Annotated in this window: 16 protein-coding genes; all 16 read left to right on the top strand. The window is 43.1% G+C overall.

The window, feature by feature from the left end; all coding sequences use genetic code 11:
• Nucleotides 1–49 precede the first annotated feature (49 nt).
• The 16 genes from MKX34_RS22880 (at nucleotide 50) to MKX34_RS22805 (ending at nucleotide 26,314) form a co-directional block, all read left to right on the top strand.
• Nucleotides 50–2,356 (top strand): glycosyl hydrolase family 65 protein, encoded by a 2,307-nt coding sequence (locus MKX34_RS22880; RefSeq protein WP_076297328.1) that lies wholly within the window; start codon nucleotides 50–52, stop codon nucleotides 2,354–2,356.
• On the top strand, nucleotides 2,353–4,641 hold the full coding sequence (locus MKX34_RS22875; protein WP_076273020.1) for a glycosyl hydrolase family 65 protein: 2,289 nt from the start codon (nucleotides 2,353–2,355) through the stop codon (nucleotides 4,639–4,641). Before MKX34_RS22880 ends, MKX34_RS22875 begins: the two co-directional genes overlap by 4 nt.
• Before the next feature lie 25 nt (nucleotides 4,642–4,666).
• Nucleotides 4,667–5,305, top strand: a complete 639-nt coding sequence (gene pgmB, locus MKX34_RS22870; protein ID WP_076273019.1) for a beta-phosphoglucomutase — start codon at nucleotides 4,667–4,669, stop codon at nucleotides 5,303–5,305.
• A gap of 1,523 nt (nucleotides 5,306–6,828) precedes the next feature.
• On the top strand, nucleotides 6,829–8,622 hold the full coding sequence (locus MKX34_RS22865; RefSeq protein ID WP_036682936.1) for a histidine kinase: 1,794 nt from the start codon (nucleotides 6,829–6,831) through the stop codon (nucleotides 8,620–8,622).
• A gap of 19 nt (nucleotides 8,623–8,641) precedes the next feature.
• Nucleotides 8,642–9,970: a response regulator gene (locus MKX34_RS22860; protein ID WP_076141627.1), complete on the top strand. Its 1,329-nt coding sequence runs from the start codon at nucleotides 8,642–8,644 to the stop codon at nucleotides 9,968–9,970.
• 117 nt (nucleotides 9,971–10,087) lie between these two features.
• Complete coding sequence (locus tag MKX34_RS22855) at nucleotides 10,088–11,008, top strand: sugar ABC transporter permease (protein ID WP_038572554.1); 921 nt, start codon at nucleotides 10,088–10,090, stop codon at nucleotides 11,006–11,008.
• Nucleotide 11,009: 1 nt separating this feature from the next.
• A complete protein-coding gene (locus MKX34_RS22850; RefSeq protein ID WP_036682930.1) occupies nucleotides 11,010–11,882 on the top strand; it encodes a carbohydrate ABC transporter permease in 873 nt (290 codons plus the stop codon).
• 132 nt (nucleotides 11,883–12,014) lie between these two features.
• A complete protein-coding gene (locus tag MKX34_RS22845) occupies nucleotides 12,015–13,481 on the top strand; it encodes an extracellular solute-binding protein (protein ID WP_036682927.1) in 1,467 nt (488 codons plus the stop codon).
• A 405-nt stretch (nucleotides 13,482–13,886) separates the two neighbouring features.
• On the top strand, nucleotides 13,887–16,508 hold the full coding sequence (gene adhE / locus MKX34_RS22840) for a bifunctional acetaldehyde-CoA/alcohol dehydrogenase (protein ID WP_038572553.1): 2,622 nt from the start codon (nucleotides 13,887–13,889) through the stop codon (nucleotides 16,506–16,508).
• Between the two features lie 252 nt (nucleotides 16,509–16,760).
• Nucleotides 16,761–19,022, top strand: a complete 2,262-nt coding sequence (pflB, locus tag MKX34_RS22835) for a formate C-acetyltransferase (protein ID WP_036682923.1) — start codon at nucleotides 16,761–16,763, stop codon at nucleotides 19,020–19,022.
• 216 nt (nucleotides 19,023–19,238) lie between these two features.
• Nucleotides 19,239–19,976 carry a pyruvate formate-lyase-activating protein gene (gene pflA / locus MKX34_RS22830; RefSeq protein ID WP_036682920.1) on the top strand — a complete coding sequence of 246 codons (738 nt, stop codon included), beginning with the start codon at nucleotides 19,239–19,241 and terminating at the stop codon, nucleotides 19,974–19,976.
• A 437-nt stretch (nucleotides 19,977–20,413) separates the two neighbouring features.
• Nucleotides 20,414–21,820, top strand: a complete 1,407-nt coding sequence (locus MKX34_RS22825; RefSeq protein ID WP_036682919.1) for an extracellular solute-binding protein — start codon at nucleotides 20,414–20,416, stop codon at nucleotides 21,818–21,820.
• Between the two features lie 128 nt (nucleotides 21,821–21,948).
• Nucleotides 21,949–22,833 carry a sugar ABC transporter permease gene (locus MKX34_RS22820; protein ID WP_036682917.1) on the top strand — a complete coding sequence of 295 codons (885 nt, stop codon included), beginning with the start codon at nucleotides 21,949–21,951 and terminating at the stop codon, nucleotides 22,831–22,833.
• Nucleotides 22,833–23,663, top strand: a complete 831-nt coding sequence (locus MKX34_RS22815) for a carbohydrate ABC transporter permease (protein ID WP_036682912.1) — start codon at nucleotides 22,833–22,835, stop codon at nucleotides 23,661–23,663. The genes MKX34_RS22820 and MKX34_RS22815 overlap by 1 nt, the downstream gene beginning before the upstream one ends.
• A 28-nt stretch (nucleotides 23,664–23,691) precedes the next feature.
• Nucleotides 23,692–25,545, top strand: a complete 1,854-nt coding sequence (locus MKX34_RS22810; protein WP_076104373.1) for a sensor histidine kinase — start codon at nucleotides 23,692–23,694, stop codon at nucleotides 25,543–25,545.
• Nucleotides 25,523–26,314, top strand: a complete 792-nt coding sequence (locus tag MKX34_RS22805) for a response regulator (protein ID WP_036682908.1) — start codon at nucleotides 25,523–25,525, stop codon at nucleotides 26,312–26,314. The genes MKX34_RS22810 and MKX34_RS22805 overlap by 23 nt, the downstream gene beginning before the upstream one ends.
• The last annotated feature ends 310 nt before the right edge of the window (nucleotides 26,315–26,624 follow it).

Below are 26,624 nucleotides of genomic sequence, written 5' to 3'. Positions count from 1 at the left end.
AGCGATATCCTGAAATTGGAGCAAAAATCAGGAGAAGGAGAAATCATATATGGCTAAAGTAGCAGACAAATATCTTAAGGTTGATCCGTGGGCAATTATTGAAGAGGGCTTTGATCCAGAAAGAAATCGGACTTCGGAATCTATTTTTTCATTGGGTAATGAATACATGGGTGTACGCGGATATGCAGAGGAAGGGTATTCAGGTGACACCCTGCAAGGAAGTTATTTTAATGGATTAAATGAACAATTGGATATTGGCAATCACTATAAAGGGATTATTCGCTCGCTGAGATATATGGTGAATGCGGTGGACTGGCTGTATACACGTCTATCTATAGATGGTGAACAGCTTGATTTAGCAAAAAGCAACGTAACAGATTATGTGCGCAAGCTGGATCTTCGTAAGGGTACGTATCGGAGAGAGCTAATCTGGCATCTAAACGATGGCAAGTCGCTAAAAGTAGTCTTTACACGTCTGGTCAGCATGACTATGTCTCATTTGGGGTTGCAGCGGGTGGAGTTTGAACCCCTTAATTTCTCAGGGAGCGTGGACATTTGTGCAGGTCTTGATTTCGGCATTATTCATGAAGAACGCGGCGAATGTATGTGGAACAGTCTCCGCAGCGGAGTAAGTGGAGCGTCCTCTGCTATTATGGCGAGTACAGTGAATACTGGGAATAAGCTGTTCTCAAGCTTTACCTTACAATCCTCGCAGCCGTTACAGCTCACTGCTGTCGAGAGTGATAAATTTATTGGACAAAATTTCACCCTGGACCTTACGGAAGGAGAAGTCTCCTATTTTACCAAACTGGTTATGAACTATTCGGATAGTGATTCTGCCCATACAGCTGAAGAGCTGTGGAGCAAAGGTCTGTCTCTTGCTGAAACAGCAAGCCAGTTGACAGATACCCAAATAATCGCTGATCAGACAGCTTATTGGAAGGGCATCTGGGAGACAAGTGATATCCGAATTGAGGGCGATCCTGAGAATCAGCAGGGTATTCGTTTCTGTATCTTCCAGCTTTATCAGACCTATCATGGCGATCATCCCGGATTTAATATTGGTGCCAAAGGGCTGACGGGTGAAGTATATCGTGGGTTGGCTTTTTGGGATACAGAATCCTATTGCTTACCGTTCTATATGTTCAATAATCCAAGGGCTGCCCGGAGCTTATTGGAATTCAGATATAAAACATTGCCGCAGGCTATGCAGCGCGCTAAAGAGGTGAATTGTGAGGGAGCCTGCTATCCAATTGCTACTATAGATGGAACAGAAAGCTGTGATCTCTGGCAGCACTCTAATCTTCAGCTTCATGTAGGGACTGCTGTTTCTTATGGCATTTGGCATTATGTCAAAAATACCGGTGATAAAAGCTTCCTGCACAGTAAAGGGGCTGAGATGCTGATTCAGATCAGCAGATTCTATGCTACACGTGGCCAATGGGGGCAACGCAGCGGGGAATATGGTTATTTTGGCGTTATGGGCCCTGATGAGTTCCAATTGATGGTCAATAACAACTGCTACATTAATCTGATGGCTCAACAATCTTTTGAATACACCCTAGAGACTCTTCGGGAGATGAAAGAACAGGCTCCTGCTGCTTTTGCAGCTGTGGTAGAGAAAACAGAACTTCATGACGAGGAACTCACCGATTGGGAAAACAAGGCGCAGCATATGCGGATTCCGGTTGACGAAGTGACAGGAGTTTATGAAGAGCATGATGGGTTCTTCGATATGCCACATATTGATATTCATTCGATTCCTGTTACAGAATTCCCGTTATATTCGAACTGGTCATATGATCGTTTGTATCGCTATGACATGATTAAGCAGCCGGATGTACTTATGTTTATGTTCTTGTACAGCGGACAATTCTCTAAAGAAGCGAAGCTGGCGAACTATGAATATTACGAGCCTAGATGTATTCATGAGTCTTCGCTGTCACCTTCGATCCACTCCATTTTGGCGAGTGAAATCGGCAAACCCGAGGAAGCATATTCGTTTTTTGAATTTGCTACTCGACTGGATTTAGACAACTATAACCGCAATACCCGTGAAGGGCTGCATACTACCTCAATTGCAGCTGCTTGGATGAATATTGTTTACGGCTTTGGTGGAATGCGTTCGGATGGAGCACGTCTGTCCTTTCAGCCAACCCTGCCAGAACGCTGGGATGAATATAGCTTCCAAGTATTGTATGAAGGAGTGCTTCTGAGAATTGTGGTCGACAAAAATTCAGTAACAATCACTGCGGTTAATGGTGGAAGTACCGAAATTATAGTGTACGGACAGTCGATTACAGTGGATGCTTCCGGGAAGACGCTTCCGCTAGGCGAAGGGATGCTGGCAGGATGAACTGGATCGTAAAGGAGAGTTGTTTTGATAAACAGCTTGTGACGACGAACGGTAACAAATATATGTTAGGCAACGGCTACATGGGGTATCGCGGCACACTGGAGGAATTCAGTAAAACTGAGCTAGTAGCTGTCACCCTCGCAGGACTATATGACAAAGAGGGGGACAAATGGAGAGAACCAGTTAATGCCCCTAATGGATTGTTGACCAAAGTTTTCTGTAATGATCAGCTCTTAAGTGTGCTTGACTGTGAACCGGTCGCTCATACTCAGGAGCTGAATATCCGAAATGCCATTCATCATCGGAGCACTGAATATGCTGTATCTGACGGTGGGGCGTTGACGTTTACCGCAGATCGTTTCGTAAGCCAGGATAATCTTCACTTGCTCGTTAGTAAATACTCTATTCGCAGTACTCAAGACTGCCGAGTAGCGATTGAGACGGGAATTGACGTAGATGTGTGGGATATCAATGGGCCTCATCTTTACGGACAAAAGGTACAGCTCAAGGACGAGGTGCTGATCTCTTCTTCTGTTAGCGGAGAATTGAAGATTCCGGTTGTTGTGGCGGAGAGGGCGGTATTCAGTTTTGGTGAGGAGCTACTGGAAGATGGGGCTGCTGTTCGCCGGATTTCTTTTGATGCCCGTGCGGGTGAGACGTATGAATGGTTTAAGTATGTAGCAGTCTATACTGGACTTGATGCTGATCAGCCGGAGTCGGAAGCTGTTAAATCTGTCCATGCTGCTGAGGCGCTGGGTTTTGAGGGGTTATTTAAGGCTCATCGTCTGTTATGGGACGAGAGATGGTCACACAGCGATGTAATCATCGAAGGTGATGAAGCTGCCCAATTTGCCTTGAGATATAGTATCTATCAGCTGTTAATCATTGCCCCTACAGTTTCGGAGAAGGTGTCTATTCCAGCCCGGGGATTATCGGGTCAGGTATATAAGGGAGCTGTATTCTGGGATACGGAAATGTTTATGTTGCCGTTTTTCCTGCACAGTGATCCTAAGGTAGCGCGGAACTTGATGATGTACCGGATTCATACATTGGATGGTGCTCGCCGTAAGGCAGCGGAATATGGATTTTTGGGCGCATTTTATGCTTGGGAAAGTCAGGATACGGGAGACGATGCCTGTACGCTGTTTAATGTGAACGATGTATTTACAGGCCGGCCGATGCGGACCTATTTCCGCGATAAGCAGGTTCATATCAGTGGTGACGTTGTGCATGGGATCTGGAAGTATGTTCAATTCACAGGCGATGAAAGTCTGCTTACTAGTGGAGGAGCTGAGGTGATCTGGGAATGCGCTCGCTTTTTCTACTCTTACGCTTACTATAATTCGGTTAAACAGCGGTTTGAGATTCTGGATGTAACAGGTCCGGATGAATATCATGAGCGTGTGAACAATAATGCTTTTACCAATGCACTGGTTAAAGAGACGCTGGAGATTGCCTTGCATACGGCAGCTTTGCTGCAAGAGAAGTATCCTGAGGCCTACGGTCAATTGTCCGCTCCGTTTAGCTCAGGGCCATTCCTGAAGGAGTTCAAAACGATGCTGGATAGCTTTTATGTTCCACAGCCTGATCCTGCCAGTCTTGTTATTGAACAATTCGACCGGTACCTCACCTTGGAGGATGTAGAACTAACAGAACTGAAATCACGTGTGCTTAATAAAAATGAGTATTTTGGCGGCGGCAATGGCTTAGCTACCACCACAACCATACTTAAACAAGCAGACGTTGTGTTGATGCTGAATCTGTTTAAACACTCCTTTAGCAAGGAAGTGAAACAAGCGAACTGGGGATTTTACGAACCGCGTACGGAACATGGATCAAGCTTAAGCCCTTGTATCTACGCTTTGGTAGCTGCTGATATTGGTTCACCGGATTGGGGCTATCCGTATTTTATGCGTACGGCTACCGTCGATCTCACCGGCGAATCTAAGCAATATGTAGGGGATCTCTACATCGGAGGGACTCATCCAGCTGCGAATGGTGGTGCTTGGATGGCTGCGGTTCTTGGCTTTGCTGGGCTGGACTACGACGGAGGGGTTGTGCACATCAATCCATCTCTGCCGCAACATTGGCAGTCCGTTCAGCTTCCGGTTACACTGCGCGGCGATACCATCCAACTGCGGATCAGTAAGGATGAAGTCACTGTGATCACAGCTGCTGATTACAGTGGAGACTTAGTATTCTCGGTGCAAGGCGGAGAAGGCAAGTCGTGCTCTGCTGGTGAGAACCTTCGACTGGCTTTGTCGAAACGGGAGTATAAATATTAATACACAACGGAGAGGAAGCAAATCAATGTTGGAAAATATGAAAGGCGCCATCTTTGATCTGGACGGCGTGATCGTAGATACAGCCAAATATCATTATTTGGCGTGGGCGAGTCTTGCAGATGAGCTTGGCTTTAAATTCACGGAGGAGGATAATGAACGGCTTAAAGGTGTGAGCCGGATGAGATCGCTTGATATCCTGCTGGAAGTGGGTGGCCTGGAATTTAAGGAAGCAGAGAAGCAGGCAATGGCGGAGAAGAAAAACCGCCTGTACGTAGAATACATTTCTCGACTCGAGGAATCGGAGCTGCTGCCTGGAGTGAAAGAATACCTAACAGGATTGAGATCACGTGGGATTGGGATTGCGTTAGGTTCAGCCAGTAAGAACGCTGAGTTTATTTTGAATAAGCTGAACATTACAGACTTATTCGATGCAGTTGTTGACGGCAACAAAGTGTCACTAGCCAAACCTGACCCAGAGGTATTCCTGATCGCGGCTCAAGAGATAGGCTTGCAGCCGGATGGATGTGTTGTGTTTGAAGATGCTGAGGCAGGCGTTCAAGCAGGTAAAGCTGCTGGAATGAAGGTTGTAGGTATCGGCAAACCTGAGGTGCTGAAAGAAGCTGATCTGGTCGTAAAAGGATTGTATGAGCTGCTGACAGACTAAATTTCTAAATGAACAAGGGACCGACTCCAAAGTAGCGGATGACTTTGGGGGCGGTCTTTTTTTGTGCAAAGTCTCTGTATTTAGCTAGCTCAGACTGTCTATCGGACCTCATAGTCGCTATTAGCCAAAATTCGGCTCATTTGCGAACCTATCGGACTCCATAGTCTCTATTGGCTCGAAAAGCCCACATATCGCGTATGTTTGGAACGAATAACGCCTCTGGAGTCCGAAACTCCTCGTAAAAGCCAAAAATCAGCCAAATAGCAGCATCTGAGTCCTATAGCTCATCGTGAAGAGGGCGTATGGGAATGCAAAACGCACAACAAGCAGCTGAGCCGCACATTAAGTAATCCAAACGCACAACAAGCAGCAAGTTGCACATTAAGTAATTCAGATAGTTAGTCAGAAGGTTAGTCAAAAAGCTCAACAGTTTATCGGACCCCATAGTCGCTATTAGCCAAAATACGGCTCATTTGCGAACCTATCGGACTCCATAGTCGCTATTGGCTCGAAAAGCCCTCATATCGCGCATGTTTGGAACGAATAACGCCTCTGGAGTCCGAAACTCCCCGTAAAAGCTGAAATTTGACCAAATAGCTGCATCTGAGTCCGATCGCTCATCGTGAAGGGGTGTGTGGGAATGTAAAACGCCGAATAAGTAGTAAGTCGCACATTAAGTAATCCAACGCTCAACAAGCAGCAAAGCCGCACATCCGGTAATCCTAACGCACAACAAGCAGCAAGTTGCACAGTAAATAATTCAGAAGGTTAGTCAAAAAGCTCAACAGTTTATCGGACCTCATAGTCTCTATAAGTAATAATCCGGCTCATTTGCGAACCTATCGGACTCCATAGTCGCTATTGGCTCGAAAAGCCCTCATATCGCGCATGTTTGGAACGAATAACGCCTCTGGAGTCCGAAACTCCCCGTAAAAGCTGAAATTTGACCAAATAGCTGCATCTGAGTCCGATCGCTCATCGTGAAGGGGTGTGTGGGAATGTAAAACGCACAACAAGCAGCAAAGCCGCACATCCGGTAATCCTAACGCATAACAAGCAGCTAAATAGCACATCAAGTAATCCAGACGCCCAACAGCAAAGCACATTCAAGTATTGAAGTACTTGAGTGTTCAAGTGTTCAAGAACATACATCGCACTTCTTCCATATAGAGTTCATTCCTCCTAGCCCCACGCAGTGGTCTGTACGCCGTCCGCCCCTTTTTCTGTTTGCGGTTTTTAAGAGTTCGTTGATGGAGTTGCGAAGTGGAGGTTTGGAGCTGGAGAAACGCCAGTGGTCGCCTTTATCCTCGGATTTCTACCGCTCAGCGGTAGAAAATCAGGAAATCTGAGGATAACAGCGATCGTAAGCCCAAACGCTCCACGTAGTGGCGAACATATCATCGTGCTCTTTTTATCCGTCCAACAGAAAAAACTACATACAAATGAACATAAAAAACTTTAAAATAAACATATGTAAGCGTTTATCACTTTGATATAGTTATTGAACCCGGAGGTGCATCTCGATGTTGTCTAGGCTGATTCGGCCGATTCTGAAGCTGAACGTCAAACAGCAGCTTATCCTGCTGTTTCTGATTATGATCTCGCCCATTCTGTTTTTGAACATTTACGGGAATATGAAGGCTGAGCAAATTCTGAAGCGCCATGTGACGAATGCTTATGTAGAGCTGAACAAGCAAAACTTCACCATCATTAACCGAGATATCGATACCGTAAATAAAATTACTACCACTGTAATTCAAAACCCTCTGATTCAGCAGATTAATATGACGGGTTCGGATACCATCCTGGAGCGGGTTAAACGCTATGAGACGATAGAGAAGCTGTTGGTCAGTTACTCGCAGGGAGCTGAGCGTGGGGACGGCATCTATTATTCCCTTTATATATACGATCCCGAGGATTATTATTTTTTTGCACCCAATTTCCCACAGGTTAAGAAGGCGGGGGTATATTTCTTTTCCAAAGCGGAAGAGCCATATTGGTTCGAGGAGGTTGTCCAGAAAAAGGGCCGCGGATCTCTAAAATTCACAGGGAAGCTAAGTGCGCAAGCGGAAAACTTGAAGACTCTTACCTATATGAGAGCTGTCAATAACATCTCCAGGAAAGCTGAGACTATTGGGGTCTTAGTCATTACCAAGATGGACGCGAAAATCGGAGAATCCCTCAAATCCATATCGTTGCCTGATGGTGATATTTACTTAACGGATCTGGATAATCGTGTACTCGCTTCTACTACGAATAATACTGGTGAGATCATTACGTTGCCGGAAACGGTCATTGCTGAGGATTTGGAAGGTACCGTGGATGTTATTACCTCGGATTTTATTTATGTGGTCAATAATAACCACGCCTTAGGACAGAAGCTAGTCTACAAAATCGCCGTAAAAGCACTGCTGCAGCAACAAAACGAAATGAAAAGTGTGATTCAATACATAACTGTGGCCTATGCTGTTTTTGGATTAATCATGATTACTTATTTCTGGCGTTCATTAATGACGCCTTTGCAAAAGTTAGCCTTTTTCGTCCGAAAGTTTGAGCCAGGCAATCGTGTCCCTGAGACGCCAAAAAGAGGGAGTAACGATGAGGTCAGTGTGCTGATTGGATCTACCTATGACATGGCCCGCAGGCTAAATGGACTAATTACTTATAAATATCAGATGGAGCTAAAACAGAAGGAATCACAGCTTCAACTGCTCTATCAGCAGATCAATCCGCATTTGCTCTACAACACTTTAGAGAGTATTTACTGGAAAAGCTCGCTGGAAGGCAACGTTGAATCCGCCGAGATGATCAAGGAATTATCCAAGCTTATGAAGATTAGCCTCAGTCGGGGAAGGGAGCTGATTAGCCTTGAAGAAGAGCTGGAGCATGCAACGGCCTATATCAAGCTGCAGCAGCACCGGTATGATTATATATTTCGTGTTGTAATGGAGATTCACCCAGATACGAAAAGAAATCTAATTCCTAAAATTACCCTGCAGCCGTTAATTGAGAATGCTATTATTCATGGTGTCAAAAATATGGGCGAGGATGGGGAAATCATCATTAGCGCAGTTTGTGTGGACGATACCGTCGAGATCACTATTGAAGATAACGGATATAAGTCTGTTGATTATCAGGCCATTGAAGCTGTGCTGAATGACGACAGTCCAAATCCGGCCAGCGGTTACGGGATTCGCAACATTAACCAGCGCATACATTTACACTTTGGCTCTGATTATGGCATCAGCTATACGCCTCGTAAAGAGGGCGGTACATTGGTGACGGTTAAGCTTCCGAAATCAGAGAATCAGGACTAAGGAAGGGGAGCATACAGATATGTTCAATATATTAGTTGTGGATGACGAACCTTTGATTTGTAAAGGGCTGAGCAATTTATTAGCTTCTTCGGGGTTAAACATAGACCATATTTATACAGCAAACAGTGGTTTTGAAGCGCTGGACTGCATTCGGATGGAGGAAATAGACCTGCTCGTTACTGATATTCAGATGGGCGCAATGAGCGGGATTGATCTAATGCAGCATGCAAAATTGGCCAAACCCTGGGTACAGACCATCGTGATTTCTGCACACGAGACATTTCAATATGCGCAAATGGCGGTTAGGCTTGGCGCGAAGGATTATTTGATCAAACCTTTGAACAGTGAGCAATTTCTGGATTCGGTGCGAAATGTGCTGCTTAAGATGGGCAAACCATCACCAGAATTGGACATTTTCATGTCAGGGATTAACGAAAGCTTTCGGCTGGAAGAGCCGCTTCCGGAATACAGCAAGTTATTAAATGAGCTGCTCAATGAGCCTGAAGGTGTACTGTGTGATGCAGAACGCTTACAAAAGCTGGATAACCTGAAGCTGCAAGGGCCGTATTTTTCCGTCTTAAAAATTAAGGTGCCTCTGGCTGGAATGAATCAGGAGAAGCACTACACCCTGCGGGACAGACGGCTTCTTTGTTATGCCGCGCTGAATATCGCCAAAGAGCTGATGGATCAGGAGTGGAACTCGACAGGCTTTTACGCAGAGGATGAAGAAATAACGATCATTATTCAATGGGATGAAAAAAGCTATGAAGATTCGTCTGCCAGTCAAATCAATAGGCTAGATATTCTTGGCCGCAGTCTTCATTTTAATATTCAAAAATATCTGCACTTAAATGCAGTCATCGGCATCAGCCAGATTCTCAAGGGTCTATCATTTATGGCTGTATTGAACCGTCAAGCCTCCAAAGCCATTCTTTGGAATAATGAACATAATGACCATTATGTGTTTTACTACGGGGATTTTAATTGGAACAGCTACACAACCGATCCTTCAGTAGAAGAGCTTCATACACGCAGCAATCTGATTGTAGAGAAAGCAAGAGAGTATATTGACGAGAACTATGCGCAAAAAGGATTAACCATCCATGAAGTGGCTAAGAAAAACCATGTCAGTCCTAATTATTTGAGCTATCTGTTTAAGAAAAATACAGGTTACAACCTGTGGGAATATGTAATTAAGCTGCGGATGGAAGAAAGCCGGGACATGATTTTGAACACTGATCTTCGCAGATACGAAATTGCCGAGCGTGTAGGTTATGAATCACCGGAGCATTTTAGTAAAATTTTCAAAAAATATTATGGGATTAGCCCCAGTGAATTGAAGAAGTAAAAACACATACTACTTCGGTAGATTTAGACATGTTCAGTACAACCCTCATTTTCTACAATTTAAGGTAGGAAGCATTTTGCGAAAAATGCTGAAAGAAAAATGGAATGAGGGAGCCTGATGAATCAAACCGCAGTTGTATCCGAAAATCCGCCGGCGCTGAAGGGTACACCTTACAAGCAAAACCGCTGGAAGAAAAACTTTTGGGGATATATGTTCCTCGTACCTGCTGTGATTATTTTTGTAATGTTCCTGTGGGTGCCAATTTTTAAAGGCTTGTTGTACAGCTTTTACCATGTTGATTTTGTAAAAGGAAATAGCTTTGTTGGTTTTGAGAACTACGCTAGAGCCCTTAGTGATCCAGATGTTTTGACCGCGTTAAAAAATACAGGGTATTACATGCTTCTATGTCTTATTATCGGGTTCTGGGTTCCGATCGCTTTTGCCATTATGATCTCGGAGCTGAGAAGGTTTGGGGGCTTTGTACGGGTAGCGGCTTACCTTCCTTTCGTTATGCCTGGTGTGGTTCTATATGGACTCTGGAGATGGCTTTATGATCCGGTGGGCCCAATCAATGCGGTATTAAGCACGCTTGGTGTGGACCAGGTTGCCTTCCTGACAGATACAAGGTGGTCGATGATTTCTCTTGTTTTTATGGAGACGTGGCAGCAGTTTGGATCAGGGATGTTAATATACTTGGCTGCTGTACTCAGCATTCCGCGGGATTGGTATGAAGCAGCTGAGATTGATGGGGCTGGTGTGTGGGCACGTATAAAGTACATCACATTGCCTTCGCTACGTAATTTGATCATTTTGATGTTGATATTACAGATTATCGGGACTTCACAAGGGTATCAGTCACAAATGGCGCTGCTTGATGGTGGACCGAATAATACTACGCTTACCTATGCGCTGCTGATCGTAAAATATGCTTTTACGCGACTCGATTATGGAACGGCGACTGCGCTTGGCATGCTAATGTTCATTGTCCTAGGTGGTTTGGGCATTTTACAGTTCAAGCTTAACAAGGAGGACAACTAAGATGAAGAGCGCAGACAGAGGGATTCTCTCAGAACATGATTTGAAAAAAACAAGCAATAAGATCGTTTATGGCTTGATGTGCGTGGTCATTTTGATTATGGTGTTTAGCATGCTGTATCCGATCTGTATGACGTTATTTAACGGACTGAAATCGAATCAAGAGGTGAACTCATTCCCACCGCATTTTTTCCCGCAGGAATGGCACTTCAGCAACCTTAAGGAAGCGATGAATTACATTGATCTGCTGATGTTCCTTAAAAACACCATTTATATTTTTGTGGGGAATATGGTCGTGACACTAGTAGTATTGGGAATGTCTGCTTTCAGCATTTCTCGTATGAATGTCCCTTACAGAAAGGCAATTTATTTCTTTTTCCTGATGACATTGTTTATTCCGGCGACCAGCTATATGATTCCCAACTTTGTCAATCTAAAAGAGCTTGGATTACTGAATCAGTACGCTGCTTTTTGGCTGCCTGCTGGTGCGAATACATTCTATTTTCTACTCTTAAAGAACTTTTTTGATGGGATACACCCTGAAATTTTTGAAGCAGCGCGGATTGACGGTTCCTCTGAGCCGAGAAGCTTTTTCTCCATTGCAGTGCCATTGTCGGTTCCGATTTTTGCTACGCTGGCGATCTTTATCTTTTCTACCGCATGGAATGACTGGTTCTGGCCATCTCTGGTTATGCACAGTGAAGAGAAATATACGCTCGCGACAGCAATCTATAAATACGTTATTAATGTAAAGGCACTTAATACGAATATTAAATTCGCCATCCTATTTATCGTATCGTTGCCGCCGATCCTTGTCTTCCTGATCTTCCAAAAGTTCATTATGCGTGGCGTCGCATTATCAGCAGTTAAGGGATAAGCGCGGATCGACGGATTTAGTCACGGATCGTAAACATGCACATGAAAGGAATATAAATGCACCTCGTTTGTAAACGATTTCTCTTTTATGATCGATATGTAAGATAACTATGAATTGAAAAGGGGAGTTTCAATGCGTAAGTACTCTAGCGTGCTACTAAGCCTCCTTGTGGCCGGATCGTTGTTAACCGCTTGCGGCGGTAATAACAATAACGGAAACACGACAGGAAACAAGGAAGGGGAAGCGACTACTGCGCCAACGAATGCTGCAACAGATAATGCTGGCAGTGCTACAGCAGCGCCAACTGATGATATCACACAAAGAAAAGTGACCATCAAAATTCACTATCCAACCCCTGACCTAACCGAAGTTAGAGCACAGGAAGATGACAAGATCAAACGTTTCCAAGAGGAATATCCGAATGTTGAAATCGTCAAAGACGATTGGCAGTACAATGTAAGTGAAATCGGCATCAAAATGGCAGCGAATGAAGCTCCAACCTTCTTTAACACCTACGCTACAGAAGCAAAATTCCTAGTTGAAAAAGGCTGGGTAGCTGACATTACGGATCTGTGGAATAAATACGAATTTAAGGATCAAATTAACCCGGTTCTCCAAAATCAATTTATCATTGACGGTAAAGTCTTCGGCGTAACTCAAAAGGGTTATGTAACAACCACAATGATCAACAAAAAAATGCTGGACGAAAAAGGCGTTGCTGTTCCACCTATGGATTGGACTTGGGATGATATGCTGAATACCGCCAAAGGCGTAGCTGATACCAAAAAAGGTATTTCCGGTATTGCTCCAATGGGTAAAGGGAATGAAGCAGGCTGGAACTGGACCAACTTCCTGTTCGAAGCTGGCGGTGAAATTCAGAAGATTGAAGGCGGTAAGGTTGTAGCTACTTTTAATTCTGAGGCTGGGATTAAAGCGCTGGATTTCTACAAGAAACTTAGATGGGAAGCAAACGCGATTCCTCAGGACTGGGCACTGGGCTGGGGTGATGCTGTAGGCGCATTCCAACAAAGTCGTACAGCAATGGTAATGGCTGGATCTGACGGTGTTATTGAGCAAGCGTTGAATCAGGGCGGTCTGAAACCAGAAGATGTACTTACGTATCCAATGCCTGCAATGGAAAAAGGCGGAAAACACACCGGGGTACTTGGTGGTGACTACCTTGTAATCAATCCAAATGCAACACCAGACGAGCAAGAAATGGCATTCCGTTATATTACATTTGATTACTTCTCCGATAAAGGTCTAGAAGCACTGGATGCGGTTCTGCAACAACGTACAACGGATGGTAAATACTTTATTCCGCCGCTCTTAGATTACTATTCTGCAGATTCTGACTTCGGCAAGAAAACGAAAGCTGTGTATGATAAATATACAAATGTATATCAATACAGCCCTGATATTTTAGGTTTGCTGGACGGTAAACCGGAAGCGCAATACAATACACAGGACTACTACGCAACCATGTCCAATGTAATTCAAGAGCTGTTCTCCAAAAAAGGAACAGATTCCAAGACACAGCTTGAAGCTGCTGCCAAAACAGTGCAAGAGAAATTCTTCGACACAATTAAAGTAGAATAGCTAGGAAGAACAGAACCGGCTCCATAGGAGTCGGTTTTTTTATGTTTATATTATTGATATTTTTATAAATCAACACGACGGGGGGCATCCGACTATTTTTTAGAGGCCAATGGAAAAATAGAGTGTCAACAAAATTAGATTTGCTTTTTTAAAATATTTTTGCGAGCAGAAAGGCAGAAAATGGGTATCAGTTCTTGTCTTTTTAAACGCAAACTTTAAATTTAAGGAATAATAAAGCATAAATAATGGAAAAAAAGCTATAATATGATCGAATGAAAGCGCTTTGAAAACAAATCAAAAAAACTTTATACTTTGTGAAAGATTTCACTATACAAGGTGGAAATGATGTGATAAGATAAATGTGTAGAGAAAAACAACCTAAAAATTGACAGGAGGACGAGGGAGATGGCAGTTAAGAACGAAGTCGCCGCCCAAGTTAAACAAACTACCGCTGAAGAGTATATTCAGACTTTAGTGGATAAAGCGAAAAAAGCACATGAGGCATTCATGGCGCTGGATCAAGAGCAAGTTGACACAATCGTTCATGCAATGGCGTTGGCTGGACTCGACAAACATATGTACCTCGCTAAATTGGCTGTAGAAGAAACTGGCCGCGGGGTTTACGAAGACAAAATTACTAAAAACATCTTCTCGACAGAATATATCTGGCACGGAATTAAATACGATAAAACAGTAGGCGTTATTGAAGACAATGCTTATGAAAGCTTCCAAAAAATTGCTGAGCCCGTCGGAATTGTAATGGGTATCACACCGGTAACCAACCCTACATCCACCACGATGTTTAAAGCGTTGATTTCGATTAAGACACGGAACCCTATTATATTCGGTTTCCACCCATCTGCGCAAGAGTGTAGTGCAGCAGCTGCTAGAATTCTTCATGATGCGGCTGTAAAAGCTGGCGCACCTGAGAATTGTATCCAATGGATTGAAATGCCAACGATGGACAAAACAAACGCTTTGATGAACAACCCTGACGTTGCACTTATTCTCGCAACAGGCGGTTCTGCAATGGTAAAAGCAGCTTATAGCTGTGGTAAACCAGCTCTTGGCGTAGGTCCTGGTAACGTACCTGCATTCATCGAAAAGAGCGCGGATATCGATCAAGCCGTAACGGACATCATTCTTTCCAAAACATTTGATAATGGTATGATCTGTGCTTCCGAGCAAGCTGTTATTATCGAAGAACCAATCTTTGATCAAGTGAAAAAGAAAATGATCGCTAATGGCTGCTACTTTGTTAACAAAGAAGAAGCTGCCAAACTTACTAGCGGCGCTATGAACGTTGATAAATGTGCGGTTAACCCAGCAATCGTTGGACAATCCGCAGTGAAAATTGCTGAAATGTGCGGCATTCAAGTTCCTGCCGGCACTAAGATTCTGGTAGCAGAACTTGAAGGTGTAGGCACTAAATATCCATTGTCCGCTGAAAAATTGAGCCCTGTGCTTGCTTGCTACAAAGTTAAAAACGCAGATCAAGGTATCGAACGCGCAGCACAAGTTGTTGAATTTGGTGGTATGGGCCATAGTTCGGCTATCCACTCCAACAACGAAGAAGTAATCATGAAGTTCTCCAACCGTCTGCAAACAGGACGTATTCTCGTTAACTCGCCTTCCACTCATGGTGCGATCGGCGATATCTATAACACTAACATCCCTTCGTTGACGCTGGGCTGCGGATCTTATGGTCGTAACTCCGTGTCGCAAAACGTTACAGCAATTAATTTGATCAACGTGAAAAGGGTGAATCGTCGTACCGTGAATATGCAATGGTTTAAAGTACCTGACAAGATCTATTTCGAAAAAGGCGCTACTCAGTACCTGACCAAAATGCCTGATATCACACGTGTCGCAATTATCACTGACCCAATGATGGTTAAGCTCGGATATGTTGAGAGAGTTGAACATTACCTGCGTCAACGCCAAACTCCTGTAGCGATCGAAGTGTTCTCGGAAGTTGAACCAGATCCATCGACAACTACAGTTGAAAAAGGTACAGCAATGATGAACAGATTCCAACCGGACTGCATCATCGCACTTGGTGGTGGTTCCCCAATGGATGCTGCAAAAGGAATGTGGTTATTCTATGAACATCCAGACGCAGACTTTAACGGTCTGAAACAAAAATTCATGGATATCCGTAAACGGGTTTACAAATTCCCTAAACTTGGAAACAAAGCTAAGTTTGTAGCGATTCCAACTACTTCGGGTACGGGTTCGGAAGTAACATCTTTCGCAGTTATTACCGATAAAACAACTGAACAACACACTAAATATCCTTTGGCTGACTACGAGCTAACTCCAGACGTAGCTATCATTGATCCAGAGTTCGTATATAGCTTGCCAAAAACTGCTGTAGCTGATACAGGTATGGACGTATTGACACATGCCATCGAAGCTTATGTATCTGTTATGGCGAGTGACTACACTGATGGTCTGGCAATTAAAGCAATCCAATTGGTATTCCAATACCTTGAAAAATCGGCGCTTGAAGGCGACAGAGTTGCCCGTGAAAAAATGCATAACGCATCAACACTTGCTGGTATGGCCTTTGCTAATGCTTTCCTGGGTATTAACCACAGTTTGGCGCATAAATGGGGCGGTCAATATCACACTGCTCACGGTCGTACTAATGCGATCCTTATGCCACACGTTATTCGTTACAATGCTAAGAAACCTACGAAGTTCGCTTCGTTCCCTAAATATTCACACTTCGTAGCTGACGAGCGTTATGCAGAAATCGCCCGTATTCTGGGATTGCCAGCTCGCACAACTGAAGAAGGTGTAACTAGCCTGATCAATGCTATTCGCGATATGAACAAAAAACTGGGTATCGAAGAATCCTTCCAACAACTGGGCTTTGATCCTAAGGATTTTGAATCCCGTGTAGATTACTTGGCTGACCGTGCATTTGAAGATCAATGTACAACTGCCAATCCTAAGCTGCCACTGGTATCTGAACTTGCAGATGTGTACCGTAATGCTTTCTACGGAAGATTTGATAATTAATATTTGGTTAAGTAGATAATAGGATGGTTGTGGACTAGATATAAGTGACAAATATCACCGGAAAGGTGATATTTGTCACAGTCTATTTATAGAAAATAAACTAAAATGTTTATATAAACAACGGTCCCATACATGGAACAATGATTGTGAATTTTCGAACAACCATATCTTTCTTGGGATCACGAGACACGGGATCAACCTTCAAGCCCGCGATCTCTACAAATATTATAAATATAGATGGAGGGATTTAGCATGTCGGTGATTGAAAAAGATGTACAAGAAGTGAAATCCGGTTGGAGAAGTTTTACAAAAGGTAAATGGTCCAGAAAAGTTGACGTTAACAACTTTATCGCAAGTAACATTAAGCCTTATGAAGGAAACGAAGAATTCCTCGTAGGACCTACTAGTAACACAACTGAACTATGGAAGATTATTTCCCAATTGAGCAAGGAAGAAAGAGAAAGAGGCGGCGTATGGGATGTTTCCCTAGATACTGTCTCCACAATCACTTCACATGCTCCAGGCTACATTGACAAAGACAAGGAACAAATTGTAGGCGTACAGACTGACGCTCCTTTCAAACGTTCCATCCAGCCATTTGGCGGGATCAAGATGATGGTTGATGCTACGAAGGCTTACGGCTTCGAGCTTCCACAAAACATCGTTGACATGTTTACGAACATTCGCAAAACGCATAACCAAGGCGTATTTGATGCATATACACCAGACATGAGAGCTGTGCGTAAATCCGGCGTAATTACAGGTCTTCCTGATGCTTACGGCCGCGGACGCATCATCGGCGACTACCGCCGCATTGCTCTGTACGGTATTGATTTCCTCATTAAAGACAAAAAACAACAACAAACTGAGCTTGAAGTTGATTCCATGACTGAAGATATTATTCGTTTGCGTGAAGAGCTGTCCGAGCAAATTCGTGCACTTGGCGAATTGAAAGAAATGGCAGCCGCTCATGGTATGGATATTTCCAGACCAGCGACCAACTTCAAAGAAGCTACTCAATGGGTATACTTCGGGTATCTGGCAGCAGTTAAAGAGCAAAATGGTGCAGCGATGTCCCTAGGCCGTGTGTCCTCTTTCTTGGACATCTATGCAGAACGCGATATTGCTGAAGGTACTTTGACTGAAGAACAAGTACAAGAAATCGTCGATCATTTCGTAATGAAACTGCGTATCGTGAAATTCTTGCGTACACCTGACTATAATGATCTGTTCTCCGGTGACCCAACATGGGTAACTGAATCCATCGGTGGTATGGCTGAAGACGGAACAACTCGTGTTACCAAGAACAGCTTCCGTTTCTTGAACACCCTGTACAACTTGGGTCCAGCTCCGGAACCAAACTTAACTGTACTGTGGTCCGAAAAATTGCCTGAAGCCTTCAAAAAATATTGTGCTAAGGTTTCCATTGAAACTAGTGCAATTCAGTATGAAAATGACGATGTAATGCGTCCATACTGGGGTGAAGATTATGCGATTGCTTGCTGCGTATCTCCAATGCGTATCGGTAAACAAATGCAGTTCTTCGGCGCTCGTGCCAACCTGGCAAAAGCATTGCTGTATGCTATCAATGGTGGTATAGACGAAAAATCCGGAGCACAAGTTGGACCGGAATTCCCAGCGATCACTTCTGAATATCTGGATTATGACGAAGTAATGAAACGTTTCAAACCGATGATGGAGTGGTTGGCTAAAACTTATGTTAACACTTTGAACATCATTCACTATATGCATGACAAATATTCTTACGAACGTATCGAAATGGCGCTGCATGACCGTGACATTCTGCGTACGATGGCTTGTGGTATTGCTGGGCTGTCCGTTGCAGCTGACTCACTAAGCGCAATTAAATACGCCAAAGTAAAACCTATTCGTAACGAACAAGGTATTGCGATCGACTTCGAAACCGAAGGCGAATTCCCTTGCTACGGTAACAATGACGATGCTGTAGACAGCATCGCAGTAGAATTGGTTGAAACCTTCATGACTATGATCCGTAAAAACAAAACATATCGTGATTCTGTGCCAACTCAATCGGTACTGACCATTACTTCGAATGTAGTGTACGGTAAGAAGACAGGTACTACACCTGACGGACGTAAGAAAGGTGAACCTTTCGCACCGGGTGCTAACCCAATGCACGGACGTGACAAGAAAGGCGCCTTGGCTTCCCTGAACTCTGTAGCTAAACTGCCTTACTCTGATGCACAAGATGGTATCTCTAACACGTTCTCCATCGTACCTAAGGCACTTGGTAAAGACGAGGATTCCCGTAAGTCTAACCTGGTACACATGATGGATGGATACTTCCATAACAACGCTCAGCATTTGAATGTTAACGTATTTAACCGTGAACAGCTGATGGACGCTATGGAGCACCCAGAGAACTATCCACAATTGACTATTCGTGTATCCGGCTATGCAGTTAACTTCATCAAGCTGACTCGCGAACAACAAATGGATGTAATCAACCGTACATTCCACGGTTCGATGTAATTTGTTTCTGTCATGAAGATCTTTGAATTAGTACTACATTGAAATAATTGCAAGGAAGATACCGCCCTTGTCTCAAGGGCGGTAATATCTTGTTTGAGAATTGTTAAAATTTTAAATTTTATAGCCGCGATTTAGGGATATGACAGTCTCAAAGACAGGAAGCTTCATCGTTGAAAGAGGGACTGTTAGTCTGTCGTGGCGAAAGGATGACATCCTATGATTAAAGGTCGCATACACTCTTTGGAAACCTTTGGAACCGTTGATGGACCTGGTATTCGATTTGTCTTGTTTATGCAAGGCTGCTTGCTGAAATGTCAGTATTGCCATAACCCTGATACTTGGGCTTTAGATGAAGGTAAAGAAATGACTCTAGAAGAAGTGCTTTCGGAGATCGAGCCATATATAAACTACTATCGTTCATCCGGTGGCGGGTTAACTGTATCCGGTGGAGAACCAACCTTGCAGGCGCAATTTGTAAAGCAGTTATTCACGGAAGTGAAAAAACGTTGGAATCTGCATACCACATTAGATAGTAATGGCTACAACGAAGGTGACAAGATTAATGACTTATTGGACGTTACAGATTTGGTTATGCTTGATCTGAAGCATATTGATGAAGAAGCGCATATCAAGTTAACTGGTAAATCCAATGATAGAACTTTGAAGCTTGCACGCTGGCTCTCAGACCATAATCGTAAGATGTGGATCCGACATGTGTATGTACCTGGTATTCATGATCGTGAAGAGGATCTCATTAACTTAGGTCGTTATATTGGAACCTTAAATGGCGTCGAGAAATTCGAAATCTTACCTTATCATCAGATGGGTATCTATAAATGGGAAATGCTCGGCAAAGCTTATGAACTGGATGGAGTACCTTCTCCAACAGAAGAAGAAGTGCAACGGGCATATCGCTTGGTAGAAGAAGGTCGTAAGCAAACGGCATTGGTATAATAGATATATATTTTTAAGAGAGACCGTACCCTCAGTGGTTGATCACTGAAGGTGCGGTTTTTTGTTATGAGGAAGTAAAAAGGGAGGGGATAAAGCTCCTCTGAGGGGGTAGTTTTATACTATTCCTAATAAAGACATGCTATAGTTACACGTGGTTAATGGGATGGATAATAAATGAATATGTCAGGTAATGTGACTATTTGGATGTTTTATTAATTGTTTCTAGAGTGAAAACAAAGTTTTGTGATGAGAAAAACAAATAAATTAAGCGATTTAACATTTTTGTGTTATGTAATATAACTTATAATGTAGTTGATTCCGCTTACATTAGAGATTTTTATCCCTATAGTGGATGAATCTTAACCTTACGATAATGAAGTCTGTTTTCTATAATAAGAAGTGTAAAGCACATCAATATATAGGGAGGGTCACAAGAAATGAAAAAAAGTATGACTTTGCTATTGTCCCTGATTTTCGTATCATCAGCTTTACTGACTGGTTGCGGAGGCAACAACAATGAGTCTTCTAACAAAGGAGATGGAAACGCTACCGCGACTAATTCAGCCGCTACAAATGCTCCTGCAACAGAAGAACCGGTAAATAACGAGCCATTTGAAATGACGATTCGTCACACTCAAATCGGTGCAGACAAGCAGAAACGTCTGGCTATTCTCGAAGAAGTAGTTAACAAGGTACAAGAGGATGTACCGGGTCTGACCTTTAAACTCGATGGGGTAGATTCAGATGTAAACCGTAAAGAAAAATTGCGTGGTGAAATGGCTGCGGGTAATCCGCCGGAAATCTTCGATCTGTTCGGTAGTCCTGACTCCAAGATCTATGCTAAAGAAGGTAAATTACTTGACCTGACTCCAATTCTTGAGGAACTTGGAATTAAGGATAAATTCTCAAATCTTGATCCTTTCACTTATGAAGGAAAAATCTATGGATTGCCTATCGGTGGTTCTGGAGAAGGCTTCTTCTATAACAAAGAATACTATACAAGCAAGGGCTGGAAGGCTCCAACAACGTTTGCCGAATTGGAACAACAATTGGCTGATATCAAGGCTGATGGAAAAGTACCTTTGGCTGGTGCATCCAAAGCTGGTTGGGTACCACTTATGTTAGCTAACCACTTGTGGTCACGTTATGCAGGTCCAGATGTAACTGCTAAATTTGCAACAGGCGAAGCTAAATGGTCTGATCCAAATGTAGTAAAAGGATTTGCGAAATATAAAGAATGGGTTGATAAAGGCTACTTCAAAAAAGGCGAACTTGGCTTTGAATATGCTGAATACACAACACAATTTACTAGTGGTGAAGCGATCCTGCTGTATGATGGTACTTGGAAATCCTCCGTATTTAAAACTGGCCAATCTGGCGAAGGTTTGATCGGTAAAGTTGGCTTCTTCAATATCCCAGCAGTTGAAGGCGGAGCGGGCGACCAAACTGCATTGATGCGCGATGTGAACAATGGTTATGGTTTCTCTGCATCTGCTGAGAAAGATCCACGTCAATTGGCTGCTGTGAAATCTTTTATTAAAAACTTATTTAATGAAGAAATGCAATTGCGTGGACTTGTTGAAGATGGTGTATTGCCAGCAATGAAGATTGACCAAAACGTATTGAATGAGAATATTACTGATGATCTGATGAGCGAAATCGTAGGTGTACTTAACAACTCACAATCTTCGTTCCCAGCATTTGACTCTCTTGTTCAAGCTGATGTAACTACAGAAATCAGTAACATTCAAATTCAAAAACTGATTGGCGATCAGACGACTCCTGAGAAAATGGGCGAAGCTTTGCAAAAGGTACAAGAAGAAGCAAACGCAGCAGTTGAATAAATAGCTGCAAACTGAATGTACCCTGGTGCTAAATCCAGGGTACATTTTTAAAATCAAAGAAAATATGTGTTTGCACTTGATCTGAAGCATTCACTATTCGCCAGATGTCAAAGCAACCGGAGGTAGTCATGAATAAAGCATTAAGAAATCCAGTGGTATTTTTCCTTTTCGTTCTTCCAGCATTGATATTGTTCACGATGTTTTTCATTTACCCCATTTTCAGTTCTATTTATTACAGTTTTACCAGTTGGAACGGTGTATCGGAGACGGTTAAATCAGCCGGATTAAGTAATTATGAGAAAGCATTAGGAGATGAACGATTCTGGATATCCGTTAAAAACAACGGTTGGTTTATTCTTTTCTCCGTATGTATCCAGGTACCGTTGATCGTATTCTTCTCGTTATTGATTTCTAATGTGAAGAAGTTAAAAGGCTTATATAAGACAGCAGTCTTTATGCCTTCCATTATGTCTACAGCAGTTATCGGTATTCTCTGGGGGTTTATCTATGAGCCCAACATTGGACTTTTTAATAAGCTCCTTAGTCTAGTAGGAATTAATCCTATTTACTGGCTGTCAGATGAGAGATTTGCAATGCTTTCTATTTTGTTGACGAATGCTTGGCAGTGGACTGGATTTTATATCGTTATGGTCCTAGCGGCGATTCTAGCTATTCCTGGTGAATTGGATGAAGCTGCAGCCATTGACGGCGCAACCGGATTTCAACGCGCTACCCGTATCACGCTCCCACTAATCGTACCGATCATCTCGGTTGTAATTATGCTATCCATTGCTGGAGCAATGAAAGCGGCGGATATTGTCATCGTTATGACTAAGGGGGGACCTGCAGGTTCAACCGATGTAATGGCAACATACATGATTAAATATGCGATCACGAACTTTAAGTATGGATACGGAAATGCCATCGCTGTCCTGATCTTTGCGTTTACACTGGTGGTTACAGTCCTTTATCAGCTGCTGATTGCACGTCGTACAGAAAGGATTGAATACTGATGCCACGCGCCCTGAAAAAGAGTCTGCCACATATTGCCCTTTTATTCTATTTGTTAGTGATCCTGTTTCCTTTCCTGTTCGTATTATTCTCTTCTGTGAAAAAGGATAATAATGAGATTGCGCTTAATCCTTTTGGCATTCCAAAGGAATTCGTCTTCAATAACTACGTCGAAGCTTGGGTAAATGCCAAGATCAGTACTTACTTTTTCAACAGTTTGTACATTTCGATACTTGCTTCTGTAGTGTCCATTCTGCTTGCGTCTATGTTTGCTTTTGCGGTTACGCGGATGCGTCAGGGGAAATGGAATACTATTTTGTTCTCACTGGTTTTAGTAGGAATGCTCATTCCGAATAATGCTTTAATGCTGCCGATTTATACGATTGTACGTAAGTTAGGAATACTGAACACCCACTGGGCGTTGATCATTCCTTATATCGCCAATGCGATTCCATTTACCATAATTATTTTAGCAGCATTTATGCGAAATTTACCTAGAGAAATAGAAGAAGCTGCGGTCATGGATGGCTTGAAGGCACCGGGTATCTTTGCTAGAATTATTGTACCTCTAACGGTTCCGGCTATGGTTACTGTATTCATTGTTAATTTCCTGGGAAATTGGAACGAGTTCTTGCTAGCTAACTACTTCCTGTCGAATGACGAGCTGCGAACGCTTCCAGTAGGTATGGTCCAATTCCGTGATCAATACCAAATGAACTATGCACAAATGTCAGCCGGTATCGTCTTCAGCGTCCTGCCGGTAATTATCATTTATGCTATTCTGCAGGAGAAGATTATTGAAGGTGTAACAGCGGGCGGCGTAAAAGGATAACTTTATTCTCAGTCAGGGGCACTAGCCGATGAATTTGCGCTATAAATTATTTACGGCATTTTTGGGCCTGATTATCATTCCTTTATTTATTCTAGGCATGCTTATGTTTTTTGTGACTTATAATTCTATTGAGAAAAAGTACAGCCAGCAGTCGGAATACTCACTTAAAGCGATTAGCTACAGTATTTCTAATGTACTAAAAGATATGGATAACGTTACAGACAACGGAATTGCTACCTCGGTATTTCATATGGCCCTTAGTGCAGATGATCCTACCAATCAGGATTTGACTGATGCTGAGCAACTGAATCTGAATGCGAGCCAGCGCAATTTCCGTAGTCTGTTGTTTAATCATCCATCGATCAGTTATGCGTTTTTGTACAATTTTAACGGTAGAGGTAACTCTGAAATCGTGTCGCTTTTTAACAAGGAAAATTTCCGAACGCTACCCTATGATACATTCAAAAAAAGTGATCTGTACCAGGAAGTTATGGACTTGAATGGTGTGCCGAAATGGCTGGCTCCTCACGAGTATCCCGAGCTTACGGGTACTGAACCTGTGTTTACACAAATTCGCTTAGTGAAGGAATTGAGCTTCTTTCAGAACATAGGTATCCTAGTTGTGCAGATCAAGAATTGGGAGTTCGAATCCATATTTCGCAATCTAAAAATTGGGGATAGCAATCAGGATGTATCCTTTATGCTTGTAAATGATGATGGAATGATTCTTTTTGACCCAGATCAAAAGCTGGATGGACAGGACTTCCAGTCTTTCGCGGATAAAGAGATTACCTTTAAAAAAGGGTTTCAGAGTTTCAAAACAGAGTACAACGGGGAGAAAAGCATTCTTTCCATGTATCACTTGAAGGACTATCCATGGAGTCTGGTATCTGTGACTTCTTGGGATACGCTGTCTCACGAAGTTACAGTATTTGCTCGCTGGTTCGTCGCTGTGATTTTCCTTTGCTTATTGGCAGCTGTGATCTTCAATTTATTTTTTATGAACCGGATTACCGGCGGCATCGCTGTCATTGTTCGTTTTATGCGCCGGGTTGAAGACGGAGATCTGACCACTAGGGTAGAAGTTAAAGGAAATGATGAGCTAACGCTGCTTGCTAAGGGTTTTAATGATCTTATGGATAAAATCAATGGGTTGTTTAACAGAATTCATGTGGAGCAGCGTCGCAAGAATCAAGCTGAGATGCGTGTTCTGCAGGCACAGATTAAACCACATTTTTTATTCAATACATTAGAATCAATCAATGTTCTCGCTATACAGAATGAAGGCAAAAAAGTTAGTGAGATGGTCTATAGGCTGGCCAGTATTTTGCGAATCAGCATTCAGGATCGGGAAGAGATTACACTGGATGAAGAAGTTAAACATTTGCGCAATTATTTGGATATACAAAAATTCCGCTTTGAAGATTTGTTCGAATACGAGATCGATATTCCGAATGAATTGATGAGTTGCGGTATCCTTAAACTCACTTTACAACCGCTTGTAGAGAATAGCATTCAACATGGATTTGAGGGCATTGATTACAAAGGTCATGTTTCTGTGAAAGTTTGGGAGAAGCAGGGGGATTTGATTTTACGTATTGAAGATAATGGTATTGGTATTACACCGTCTCAGTTAGCTATTTTTCAATATATTGTGAATGATCCTGTGGAGCAAGAAGTTAAGGTTGAACGGGATAACCGGATGAATCTTGAACGCAGAGGTCTTGGTATTCGCAGTGTAGCAGATCGCATCCGCATTGAATACGGTGACAGGTACGGAATATTTATCTGTTCTAGTCCAGGTCATGGTACTATTATCCAATGTGTCATACCTAAATACGAGCAGGGGGAAGATCATTATGCTAAAAGTATTATTGGTTGATGACGAAGCCCCAATTCTGAATAATCTGAACAGGGTGTTGCCTTGGCAGGAGATGGGGATGGAGGTTGTCGGTATGGCGCGAAGCGGGATGGATGCTTTGCGTATTGCCGAGGAGAAACAGCCTGATCTTGTGTTATGTGACATCCGTATGCCAGTGATGGACGGGTTAACTTTTATCGGTAAGTTGCGGGAGATGGGATTGGATAGCGAGGTGCTGCTTCTTACCGGATATCAGGAGTTTGATTATGCACGGGAAGCGATTCGGCTAGGTGTTAAAGAGTATATTTGTAAGCCGATACATTATGAAGAGCTTGGCAATAAGGTACGGGAAATTGGGGCTAAGATCCGTAGTAAGCAGTTTAAGAATAAACTGTATAATAGCATTCCAATTTTTCAGGAAATCCCTGAAGGTGAAGATGATTCTGGCAAAAAAACACCGGATCAGCTGATGAACCAAGCAGCTAAGTACATCACAGAACATCTCCATTCTGATATTGGGATTGAGGAAGTGGCGAATAAGATCGGGATTAGTGGCAGTTATTTCTGTCTCTTATTTAAGAATCGTTTTGCTATGACTTTCGTGGAATACGTGACCCTACAACGAATTGAAGCTGCTAAGTTTATGCTAACTAACAGTGATAAGAGTATTACGATGATTGGCTCCGGAGTTGGCTATCAGGAGCGGCGTTATTTTACCAAGGTATTTCAGAAGCAGACGGGGATGTCGCCTAAGGAGTATCGCGACCGATGCCGGACCGAAGTGCAGTGAGGTCGGCGTCGCTCTGAGGAATGTTTGTTGCTGAGTGGTGAGGTTAGCGTCGCTCTGAGGAATGTTTGTTGCTGAGTGGCGAGGTTAGTGTCGCTACAAGGAATGTTTGGACTTCCGGTCGCTGTTATCCTCAGATTTCTTGATTAGAAACCGCTATTAGCGGTTGAAATCCGAGGATAAAGGCGAACGCTACGCTCCTACAGTTCCAAACTTCCTCTCCGTTCCTTCTCCCTCACCCCTCTTCGTAGTAGTATAGGGGCCGTCCCACACCTACGGATGTGGGCCTTTCTGGGAACACAAGGGCTGATTG

Origin of the sequence: Paenibacillus sp. FSL R5-0636, from assembly GCF_037974255.1 — a bacterium.
Taxonomy (GTDB): domain Bacteria; phylum Bacillota; class Bacilli; order Paenibacillales; family Paenibacillaceae; genus Paenibacillus_AQ; species Paenibacillus_AQ odorifer.
This window is presented reverse-complemented; position numbering and strand designations above follow the sequence as displayed.